Annotated in this window: 7 protein-coding genes and 2 pseudogenes; 7 read left to right on the forward strand and 2 right to left on the reverse strand. The window is 73.8% G+C overall.

All coding sequences use genetic code 11. From position 1 onward, the window contains the following. Positions 1 to 6 precede the first annotated feature (6 nt). The 4 genes and pseudogenes from ACFYMP_RS19945 to ACFYMP_RS19960 form a co-directional block, all read left to right on the forward strand. Positions 7 to 660, forward strand: a pseudogene (locus ACFYMP_RS19945) (TetR family transcriptional regulator); the annotation flags it as partial. Positions 661 to 871: 211 nt separating this feature from the next. After that, complete coding sequence (gene ilvD / locus ACFYMP_RS19950) at positions 872 to 2,725, forward strand: dihydroxy-acid dehydratase (protein ID WP_388858992.1); 1,854 nt, start codon at positions 872 to 874, stop codon at positions 2,723 to 2,725. Positions 2,726 to 3,059: 334 nt separating this feature from the next. Further along, positions 3,060 to 3,497, forward strand: a complete 438-nt coding sequence (locus tag ACFYMP_RS19955; protein ID WP_388859048.1) for an EamA/RhaT family transporter — start codon at positions 3,060 to 3,062, stop codon at positions 3,495 to 3,497. A gap of 67 nt (positions 3,498 to 3,564) precedes the next feature. Further along, the gene (locus ACFYMP_RS19960; RefSeq protein WP_388858995.1) at positions 3,565 to 4,452 is read left to right on the forward strand and encodes a class I SAM-dependent methyltransferase; all 888 of its coding nucleotides are present in this window, start codon (positions 3,565 to 3,567) and stop codon (positions 4,450 to 4,452) included. A 66-nt stretch (positions 4,453 to 4,518) separates the two neighbouring features. Here the strand turns inward: ACFYMP_RS19960 and ACFYMP_RS19965 are convergent, their stop codons facing one another. Beyond that, on the reverse strand, positions 4,519 to 6,078 hold the full coding sequence (locus ACFYMP_RS19965) for a SulP family inorganic anion transporter (protein WP_388858998.1): 1,560 nt from the start codon (positions 6,076 to 6,078) through the stop codon (positions 4,519 to 4,521). Positions 6,079 to 6,448: 370 nt separating this feature from the next. Here ACFYMP_RS19965 and ACFYMP_RS19970 point away from each other — a divergent pair. From ACFYMP_RS19970 to proC, 3 genes and pseudogenes are all read left to right on the forward strand, one after another. Then, positions 6,449 to 7,111, forward strand: a pseudogene (locus tag ACFYMP_RS19970) (ABC transporter ATP-binding protein); the annotation flags it as partial. A gap of 267 nt (positions 7,112 to 7,378) precedes the next feature. Then, the gene (locus tag ACFYMP_RS19975; RefSeq protein ID WP_388859051.1) at positions 7,379 to 8,116 is read left to right on the forward strand and encodes an ABC transporter permease; all 738 of its coding nucleotides are present in this window, start codon (positions 7,379 to 7,381) and stop codon (positions 8,114 to 8,116) included. A gap of 118 nt (positions 8,117 to 8,234) precedes the next feature. Next, positions 8,235 to 9,041, forward strand: coding sequence for a pyrroline-5-carboxylate reductase (proC, locus tag ACFYMP_RS19980; RefSeq protein ID WP_388859001.1), 807 nt, complete (start codon positions 8,235 to 8,237; stop codon positions 9,039 to 9,041). Positions 9,042 to 9,093: 52 nt separating this feature from the next. Here proC and trpS read toward each other — a convergent pair whose 3' ends face one another. Next, positions 9,094 to 10,095: a tryptophan--tRNA ligase gene (gene trpS, locus ACFYMP_RS19985; protein ID WP_388859004.1), complete on the reverse strand. Its 1,002-nt coding sequence runs from the start codon at positions 10,093 to 10,095 to the stop codon at positions 9,094 to 9,096. Between the last annotated feature and the right edge of the window lie 684 nt (positions 10,096 to 10,779).

The following is a 10,779-nucleotide window of genomic DNA, read 5'->3' on the forward strand; positions in this document are numbered from 1 at the left end:
GCCGGGCCCGCTCCCGCCAAGCCCGCCCGTCGTCGCGGTCGTCCGCCGAAGGCCGCGGCCGAGGACGGGCCCGGGGCCCGCGACCGCATCCTCGCCGCCGCCCGTACCGTCTTCGCCGAGCGCGGTTACGACAAGACCTCGGTCCGGTCCATCGCCGCGCTCGCCGGGGTCGACGCCTCCCTCGTGCACCACTACTTCGGCACGAAGGACGAGGTGTTCGCGGCGGCGATCGAGCTGTCCTTCGAGCCCGCCGCCGGGCTGCCCGAGGCCCTCGCCCACGACCCCGGGAGGATCGGGGAACGGCTGGCCCGCTTCTTCCTCGGCGTGTGGGAGGACCCCGTCACCCGCGCCCCGCTGCTCGCGATCGTCCGCTCGGCGCTCACCCACGAGGCCGCGGCGAAGGTCCTGCGCGGATTCGTGCTGCGCCGGCTGCTGGAGCGGATCGCCGGTGAACTCGACGTGCCCGACGCCCGGTTCCGCGCCGAACTCGCCGCCTCCCACATGGTCGGCGTCGCCGTCCTGCGCTACGTCGTGCGGGTCGAGCCGATGGCCTCCGCCGACCCCGAACACATCGTCGCGGCCGTCGCCCCCGCCCTCCAGCGCTACCTGACCGACCCGGAGCCGCAGGGACCGCCCCCGGTCTCCGGACCCGGAGGCTGACCGGGCCGCGAGGGGCCGCCCCGTCTCCGGACCCTGAGACGATTCCCGTACATCTGTCCCGGATTCCGGACACCCTGTCCAGATCTTGGAGACGCGGCGTACGCTCGACAACAGCCACCCTGGCCGTACCGGAGCCTGGGGAACCCGGAGAGGCCCCGCGCCGAACCGGCACACCCCCGGCCCCCTTCTGCTTTACGAGGAGCGAGCGACGATGCCCGAGCTGAGGTCCCGCACTGTCACCCACGGCCGCAACATGGCGGGTGCGCGCGCCCTTATGCGGGCGTCGGGCGTAGCCAGTGAGGACATCGGCAAGCCCATCGTGGCGATCGCCAACTCCTTCACTGAGTTCGTGCCCGGCCACACCCACCTGCAGCCGGTCGGCCGGATCGTGTCCGAGGCGGTCAAGGCGGCGGGCGCGGTGCCCCGCGAGTTCAACACCATCGCCGTGGACGACGGCATCGCGATGGGCCACGGCGGCATGCTCTACTCGCTGCCCTCCCGCGACCTGATCGCCGACTCCGTCGAGTACATGGTCGAGGCGCACTGCGCCGACGCCCTGATCTGCATCTCCAACTGCGACAAGATCACCCCGGGCATGCTGATGGCCGCCCTGCGCCTCAACATCCCGACGGTCTTCGTCTCCGGCGGCCCGATGGAGGCCGGCAAGGCCACCCTGGTCGACGGCACGGTCCGCAAGCTCGACCTGATCAACGCGATCAGCGACGCGGTCAACGAGGACGTCTCCGACGAGGACATCCTGCGCATCGAGGAGAACGCCTGCCCGACCTGCGGCTCCTGTTCCGGCATGTTCACCGCCAACTCGATGAACTGCCTGACCGAGGCCATCGGCCTGGCCCTGCCCGGCAACGGCTCGGTCCTCGCCACGCACACCGCCCGCAAGGCGCTGTACGAGAGGGCCGGCTCGACCGTCGTCGAGATCGCGAAGCGGTACTACGAGGAGGACGACGACTCCGTCCTGCCCCGCAACATCGCGACCCACGCGGCCTTCGAGAACGCCATGGCCCTCGACATCGCGATGGGCGGTTCGACCAACACGATCCTGCACCTGCTGGCCGCCGCCCAGGAAGCGGGAGCGGGCTACGACCTGCACGACATCGACGCCGTCTCGCGCCGTGTCCCCTGCGTCGCGAAGGTCGCGCCGAACGTCGCCCCCACCACCACGTACTACATGGAGGACGTGCACCGGGCCGGCGGCATCCCCGCGATCCTCGGCGAGCTGTACCGGGGCGGCCTGCTCAACGAGGACGTGCACACCGTGCACTCCACCTCCATCAAGGACTGGCTGGAGTACTGGGACATCCGCTCGGGCTCGACCGCGGAGGAGGCCGTCGAGCTGTGGCACGCGGCCCCCGGCTGCCGCCGCTCCGCCGAGGCGTTCTCCCAGTCGGAGCGCTGGGACACCCTCGACACGGACGCCGCGAACGGCTGCATCCGCGACGTGGCGCACGCCTACTCGCAGGACGGCGGCCTCGGCGTCCTGCGCGGCAACCTCGCGGTGGACGGCGCGGTCGTGAAGACCGCCGGGGTCGACGAGTCCATCTGGACCTTCGAGGGCCCGGCCGTCGTGTGCGAGTCGCAGGAGGAGGCCGTCGAGAAGATCCTCACCAAGCAGGTCACGCCCGGCGACGTCGTCGTGATCCGCTACGAGGGCCCCAAGGGCGGCCCCGGCATGCAGGAGATGCTGTACCCGACCTCCTTCCTCAAGGGCCGTGGCCTGGGCAAGGTGTGCGCGCTGATCACCGACGGCCGCTTCTCCGGCGGCACCTCGGGCCTGTCCATCGGCCACGCCTCCCCGGAGGCCGCCTCGGGCGGCACGATCGCCCTCGTCGAGGACGGCGACCGCATCCGCATCGACATCCCGAACCGCTCGATGGAGCTGCTCGTGGACGACGAGACCCTGGCCGCCCGCCGCGCGGCCCTCGGCGGGGTCTACGCCCCGAAGAACCGCGAGCGCAAGGTGTCGGCGGCCCTGCGCGCCTACGCCGCCATGGCGACCAGCGCCGACCGGGGCGCGGTCCGCGACGTGACCCTCCTCGGCGGCTGAGGGCCCGCCCCTCGTACGCGTCGTGCGGCGCCGTGACCCGACCCGGGCCACGGCGCCGCGCCGTCTCCCGCCCCGCCCCCGGTGACACAATCGGCCCGTGAGCACTCAACCGGCCCGCGAGGACAAGACCGGACCAGCCCCCGAGGACAAGACCGAAACCGCCCGCGGGAACAAGGCCGGACCAGCCCCCGAGGACAAGACCGAAACCGCCCGCGGGAACAAGGCCGGACCAGCCCCCGAGGACAAGACCGAATCCGCCCGCGAGGACGCGACGGCACGGGCGCGCCAGGACACGGGGGCGGGTCCCACCCCCAAGGGCCCCGCCCCCGAGCCGATCCGCTTCTTCGGCACGACCTGGCTGCGGCACGACGGCGGGTACGCGTGGCGCCGCGCCGCCGTGGCCACGGCCTCCCTGCTCGGCGCGCTGGCCGGGGCCCTCGTCCTGCGCCTCGCCTACGACGGGGTCCGCCTCGCCGAGGCCGGCGGTCTGGTCACCGTCCTCCTCGTCGGGATGTTCGCGCTCTGCACGGTGCTCGCCTTCGTCCGCACCTGGGAGTCCTACGGCACCCGTCCCGACCCGGCGACCCAGCAGTCCCTGCGCGGACTGCTCGCGATCGGCTTCGTCGGCCGCCTCTTCGCCCACTTCCTGCGCTGCCTGAGCGAGGCCCCCGGCGAGGGGCTGCACCGGGCGGAGTACGAGAAGGCCCGCGCCCACTACGAACGCCGCACCGCGGGCCGCGCGGGCGGACGGGCCGCGCGACCGCGCGGGTAGCCGCCGCCGGGACCCACCCGGCAGAGGCACCTTTCCCCTCGCCTCCCTCCGGGCGCAGGATGATCACATGACGAAGCCCCCCGCCCCCGACGACCGCTCCCGAGCCCACTCCTTCAACGCCGTGGCCGCCTCCTACGCCGCCCACCGGCCGTCCTACCCGGCCGCCCTGTTCGACGCCGTCGAGGAACTCTCGGGCCGGCCCCTGGCGGGCGCCCGGGTCGTCGACGTCGGAGCGGGCACCGGCATCGCCACGCGCCTCCTGCGGGAGCGCGGCGCGCGGGTCCTCGCCGTGGAACCCGGGGAGGGCATGGCCGCCGAACTGCGCCGCGGCCTGCCCGAGGTGCCCGTCGTGCGCGGGGACGGCGACGCCCTCCCGCTCGCCGGGGCCGCCGCCGACCTCATCACCTACGCCCAGTCCTGGCACTGGACCCGGCCCGAGCGCTCCGTCCCTGAGGCCCTGCGCGTCCTGCGGCCCGGCGGGGCGCTCGCCGCGTGGTGGAACGTGGCGGACTCCACCGTCCCGTGGATCGCGGCCCAGGACGCGCGGCTGCGCGAGCACTTCGGCCCACAGGGCGGGGCCCTCGGCAAACACGCCTCCGAGGACGAACGCGCCCCCGCGTCCGAGCGGGAGCGGGCACCGGCGCCCAACCCGATGCCGGGACCCGGCGGCAGGAGCGTGAGCCCGCGCTACGGCAGCGGACGCGACCGCGCTCTCGCCTACTGGCCAAAGACCCGGCACCGCGAGATCCGCTGGAGCCGCCGCATCCCGGTCGACACCCACCTCGCCAACCTCGCGAGCCACTCGATCGTCCTGATCCAGGACGAGGAGACCGCCACCGCCTTCCTGGCCGCCGAACGGGCCGCGCTGCTCGCCGAGTTCCCCGACGGCCGGGTCGAGGAGACCTACGTGGCCGAACTCAGCGTCGCGATCCGCCCCGGCCAGGCCCCCGCCTGAGAGGGGCGGGCGGGACCGGACGCCGGGGCGGGACCCCGGCGTCCGGCGCGGCGCACGCGCCCGGGGTCAGGGAGAACGCGTGTCCAGCGGCACCCCGCCGCCGCCCCCGGCCGCCCCGACCCCGCCGCGCGCCGCGGCCCAGGTCTCCAGCGCCGACTGCGAGGCGTGGTCCAGGTGCCGTACCCCGCTCAGGTCCAGGGCCACCGGCCGCCCCGCAGGTACGGCCTCCAGCGCGTCGAGCAGCTTCGGCAGCCGCAGGAAGGTGACGTTGCCGCTGACCAGGACGAGGAGCGGCCCCGTCCCCTCCCGCCCGGCGACCTCCACGTGCGCGTGGCTCATGTCCCAGGCCGTCTTCGCGACCGACAGCAGCAGCCCCAGCAGGACCCCCTCGAACAGGTTGGTCAGCACGATCGCCACCGCCGTCACGGCGAGGACCACGGCCTCGCCCCGGTGCCCGCGCCACAGCGGGAGCAGTGCGCGCACCGGGATCAGCTTGCCCCCGGCGTGCACCAGTACCGCCGCGAGCGCCGCCACCGGAATGACCTCCAGCGCCCACGGCAGCAGCGCGGCGAACAGCAGCAGCCAGCAGCCGTGCAGGACCCGGGACGCCTTCGTCCGCGCCCCCGCCCGTACGTTGGCGGAGCTGCGCACGATGACCGCCGTCATCGGCAGCGCCCCGAGCGCCCCGCACACCGCGTTGCCCGCCCCCTGCGCGACCAGCTCGCGGTCGTAGTCGGTTCGCGGGCCGTCGTGCATCCGGTCCACGGCCGCCGCGCTGAACAGCGACTCGGCCGAGGCGATCAGCACGAAGGCGACGAGGGTCCCGAGCACCCCGACCTCCACGAGCCGCCCCAGCTCCTCGGGCTTCGGGGGCTGCACGGAGCCGAGCAGCCCCCGCACCTCGACCCGGTGCACCGGCAGCCCGAACCCGCCGGTCACCGCCGCCGCGAGCCCCACCGCCACCAGGGGCGCGGGCAGCACCCGCGCCCCCGCCCGCCACCTCGGCCACAGCACGAGCACCGCGAGCGTGCCCAGGCCGATCGCCAGCGCCGTCCCGTCCGCCTCCCGGACCAGCCCGGCCAGCCCGGCGAACTTCCCGGGACCGCCCGACGGGGCCTCGACGTCCGCGAGCGCGTAGACCTGCCCGGCGATCAGCACGAGCCCGATCCCCGCCAGCATCCCCTGCACGACGGCCACCGACACGGCACGGAACCAGCGCCCGAGCCGCAGCAGCCCCAGCAGGATCTGCGCGAGCCCCGCGACCAGGACCAGCAGCCCCAGCGCCCCGAGCCCGTACCGCTGCACCGCCTCGTACACGAGGACGGTCAGCCCGGCGGCGGGACCGCTGACCTGGAGGCTGCTGCCGGGCAGCGCGCCCGCCACCAGACCGCCCACGATCCCGGTGACCAGGCCCAGTTCGGCCGGCACCCCGGAGGCCACGGCGACCCCGACGCACAGCGGCAGCGCCACCAGGAAGACGACGAACGAGGCGGTGACGTCGGCCCGCCACCGGCCGGGCCCGGCCCCGGCCGCCCCTTCGGAGACGGGACGAGGAGCGGCAGGGGAATCGGGGGAGTCGGGCGCGACGGGATCAGGGGGAGAAGGGGTGGACGGCGTGGACGACATGGCACCTCCAGCTGCACGGACGGAGAGGAGACGCGTGGGTCGCCGGCGCGGGGGAGCGCACCGGCAGGCCGACCACGGCACCCCCGAACGCCCGGGGCACCACCGCACAGTCGACCACCTGTGACGAGAACCATCCTCTCCGTAACCGAGGCCCCCTGTCCGGGCTTTTCGAACACCCGCCCCCGCGACGGAAGTGCGGGGCCGCGCCCGTCCCGCCCCGCACGTCCGCCGCACCCTTTCGAGCCCCCTCCCTTGACACGCGATCCGCCCCGCGCGAAGAATTAACCAACCGATGAATAAAACCGGGCTCCCGCCCGACGGTCATGCGCCCCACCTGAACCACCCGCCCCCAGTCCACCTGGAGCCCCGGATGCCCGGCCCAGCGCCTTCAGCACCTTCAGCGCCCTCCGCACCCTCTGCACCTTCAGCGCCCGCCGCGGCGACCCGCACCGCGCCGGAACGGGAGGCCGCCGTACGCGCCCGCGGCCTCACCGTGCGGCGCGGCCCCCGCACCGTCCTGCACGCCCTCGACTTCACCGTCCCCGCCGGCACCGTCACCGGACTGCTCGGGCCCTCCGGCTGCGGCAAGTCCACCGTGATGCGCGCCGTCGTCGGCACCCAGGCCCGGGTCGCGGGACACCTCGACGTCCTCGGCGCCCCGGCGGGCGCCCCCGCCCTGCGCCCCCGCGTCGGCTACGTCACCCAGGCGCCCTCCGTCTACGACGACCTGACCGTCCGCCAGAACCTCGACTACTTCGCCGCCGTCCTCGACCCGGGCCACGCCCGCGCCGCCCACCGGACCGCCGAGGTCGACCGCGTACTCGCCGACGTGGACCTCACCGAGCGGGCCGGCACCCGCGCGGGCGCGCTCTCCGGCGGCCAGCGCAGCCGGGTCTCCCTCGCCGTGGCCCTGCTGGGCACCCCCGAACTCCTCGTCCTGGACGAACCCACCGTCGGCCTCGACCCGGTACTGCGCCGCGACCTGTGGGCCCTCTTCCACCGCCTCGCCGAGGAACGCGGTACGACGATCCTGGTCTCCTCGCACGTCATGGACGAGGCCGAACGCTGCCACCACCTGCTGCTCCTGCGCGAGGGCCGGCTCCTGGCCGCCGACACCCCCGCGGGCCTGCGCACCCGCACCGGCACCGACTCGGTGGAGGCCGCCTTCCTCCAACTGATCACCGAACCCGAACCCGAACCCGAAGCCGAACCCGATCCCGAACCCGCGAACGCCCCGGCCCCCGCCACCGTCCAGGCCGCCCCCGCCCCGGCCCCGCCGCCCGCCGAAGGCACGCGCCCCCTGACCCCCGCCCGTACCCTCGCGACGGCCGCCCGGGTCCTGCGCCAGCTACGCCACGACCCGCGCACGATCGCCCTGATGCTGCTGGTCCCCTGCCTGATGATCTTCCTGCTGCGGTACGTCTTCGACGCGGACCCGCGCACCTTCGACGGCATCGGCGCCGCGCTGCTCGGGATCTTCCCGCTCATCACGATGTTCCTGGTCACGTCCATCGCGACCCTGCGAGAACGCACCTCGGGCACCCTGGAACGCCTGCTGTCGCTCCCGCTCGGCAAGGGCGACGTGATCGCCGGGTACGCCCTCGCCTTCGGCGCGCTCGCCGTCGTCCAGTCCGCGCTGGTCACCGCCCTGTCGGTGGGGGCCCTCGGACTCGACGTCACCGGCTCCGCATGGCTCCTGCTGCTGGTCGCCCTCCTCGACGCCCTGCTCGGCACGGCGCTCGGCCTGTTCGTCTCGGCGTTCGCCGCCTCCGAGTTCCAGGCCGTCCAGTTCATGCCGGCGGTGATCTTCCCGCAGCTCCTGCTGTGCGGACTGTTCACCGCCCGCGAGCGCATGCACCCCGCCCTGGAGGCCGTCTCGGACGTACTCCCCATGTCCTATGCCGTCGACGGCATGCACGAGATCCTGCGCCACCGCGACATCACCGGCGACTTCCTGCGGGACGCCCTCGTGGTGGCCGGCTGCGCCCTGCTCGTCCTCGCCCTGGGCGCCGCGACCCTGCGCCGCCGCACCGCCTGAGCGGCTCCGCGCACCGGAAGCCGCCGTACCGCCCCTCGGACAGCCGCCCCCGCCCCCGCCCGCCGGTGCGAGACTGGCGCACGGACGACACAGCCCCACGCGGAGGGTGACCACCCCGATGACCCTGAAAGTCGCCGTGCTCGGCACCGGAAAGATCGGCGAAGCGCTGCTCAGCGGCATGATCCGGGCCGGCTGGGCCCCACAGGACCTGCTCGTGACGGCCCGCCGCCCCGAACGCGCCGAGGAACTCCGCGCTCGCCACGGCGTCACCCCGGTGAGCAACCCGGAGGCCGCGAAGTCGGCGGACATCCTCATCCTGACCGTCAAACCGCAGGACATGGGCGCGCTGCTCGGCGAACTCGCCCCGCACCTGCCCGCCGACCGGCTGGTCATCAGCGGCGCGGCCGGCATCCCCACCTCGTTCATCGAGGAGCGCCTGACGGACGGCGTCCCCGTCGTCCGCGTCATGACCAACACCCCGGCCCTCGTGGACGAGGCGATGTCCGTCATCTCGGCCGGCACGCACGCCGCCGAACAGCACCTCGCCCACGCCGAGACGATCTTCGGCGGGGTCGGCAAGACCCTCCGGGTCCCCGAGTCCCAGCAGGACGCGACCACCGCGCTCTCCGGCTCCGGACCGGCGTACTTCTACTTCCTGGTCGAGGCGATGACGGACGCCGGGATTCTCCTGGGCCTGCCGCGCGACAAGGCGCACGACCTCATCGTCCAGGCCGCGATCGGCGCGGCCGTCATGCTGCGCGACTCCGGCGAGCACCCCGTCAAGCTCCGCGAGAACGTCACCTCGCCCGCCGGGACGACGATCAACGCGATCCGCGAACTGGAGAACCACGGGGTACGCGCCGCCCTGATCGCCGCCCTCGAAGCGGCCCGCGACCGCTCCCGCGAACTCGCGGCAGGCGCCTGAGCGCCGCGGCCCGGCCCGGGGCGAGTACCGGGCCGGGCCGCGTCCCTCCCGGCTACCGGGCCGCCGGGAGCAGCCCCACCGCCGCGTAGGCGGCGTCCACGACGGGCCGCGCGATCGCCCGCGCCCGCGCGGCCCCCTCGGCGAGCACCCGTTCGGCCTCCCCGGGTTCTGCGGTCAGCTCCCGGTGCCGCTCCCGCACCGGCCGGAGCGTCTCCACGACGGCCTCGGCCACCTCCTTCTTCAGCGCCCCGTACGAGGGGTACGCACCGGCGAGCGCGGCCGGGTCCCCGCCGGCGCAGGCGGCGAGGATCTCCAGCAGGTTCGCCACGCCGGGCCGCCCGGCCGGGTCGTACACGACCTCGCGCCCGCTGTCGGTGACGGCCCGCAGGATCTTCTTCCTGATCACGTCGGGCTCGTCCAGCAGATAGACGATCCCCGCCGTGGCGGCGTGCGACTTGCCCATCTTGGACGCGGGGTCCTGAAGGTCCATGACCCGCGCCGCCACCGGGGGCCTGGTCGCCCGCGGCTGGACGAAGGTCTGCCCGTACCGCTGGTTGAACCGCACCGCGAGGTCCCGGGTGAGTTCCACGTGCTGCGTCTGGTCCGCGCCCACCGGTACCTCCTCGGCGCGGTAGGCGAGGATGTCGGCCGCCATCAGTACGGGGTACGTGAGCAGGGAGAGCCGGACGCTGCCGCCCCGGGCCCGCTCGACGACGGACTTCTCCTTGTACTGGATCATGCGCCGCATCTCCCCGTCGGTGGCGACGCACTCCAGGAGGTACGAGAGCCGGGCGTGCTCGTCCACGTGGCTCTGCACGAACAGCGTGCACCGCGCGGGGTCGAGCCCGGCGGCGAGCAGCAGACTCGCGGCCTGCCTGCTGAGCCGCCGCACCCTGGCCGGGTCGTGCTCCACGGTGAGGGCGTGCAGGTCCACGACGCAGAACAGCGCCTCGGCCTCGTACTGGCCGGCCTGGGCCCAGCGCCGGACGGCCCCCAGGTAGTTGCCCAGCGTCAGGTGTCCGGTCGGCTTGATCCCACTGAAGACGCGTGTCATCGCAATTCTCTCCACTCCGTGTCGGTCCGGGTGCCCTGCCCGTGACAGCCGCCCCGGCGGGGACCGTGCCGGCTCCGGAGGGGGAGAAACGCGAACGGCCGCCGGAAGCGGCGGCCGTGGGAGGAGGTGCGTACGGAAGGCGGCCGCCGTCAGGCGGCCCGCCAGCACTGGGTGCCTGTACGCGAGGTCATGGCCCCACCGTAGCGAGAGAACGCCCTCCGCACACGGGGTTTGACACGCGTGGGGCGGGTACGTAGGGTTCTTCGAGTTGCCACGGAGCCGTGAGGTTCCGGGACGACTTCTCACCGCGCGAGCGGTAACCCACTCAGCATGATCTTCCTTCACGGGACCGCTTTCGGCACCCCTTTTTTCTGGTGTGCGTGAAATCGGATTGCGAAGGGCTCGATTATGAGCCCGGAGGAGAATCCACTACTGTCTGGGACGTCGGAACGGCCGCGAGGCCGGGAAGGCAAACCCTGTCTGACCGGGGATCAGGCCCGAAAGGATCTGATAGAGTCGGACTCGTCGGAAAGGGAAACGGGAAAGCCGAAAGGCCGGACCGGGAACCGGAAAGGCACCGAGGAAATCGGGACCGCGAGGATCTGATAGAGTCGGGAACACGAAATACCGAAGGGAAGCGCCCGGAGGAAAGCCCGAGAGGGTGAGTACAAAGGAAGCGTCCGT

Source organism: Streptomyces sp. NPDC007088 (assembly GCF_042869355.1).
Taxonomy (GTDB): Bacteria; Actinomycetota; Actinomycetes; order Streptomycetales; family Streptomycetaceae; genus Streptomyces.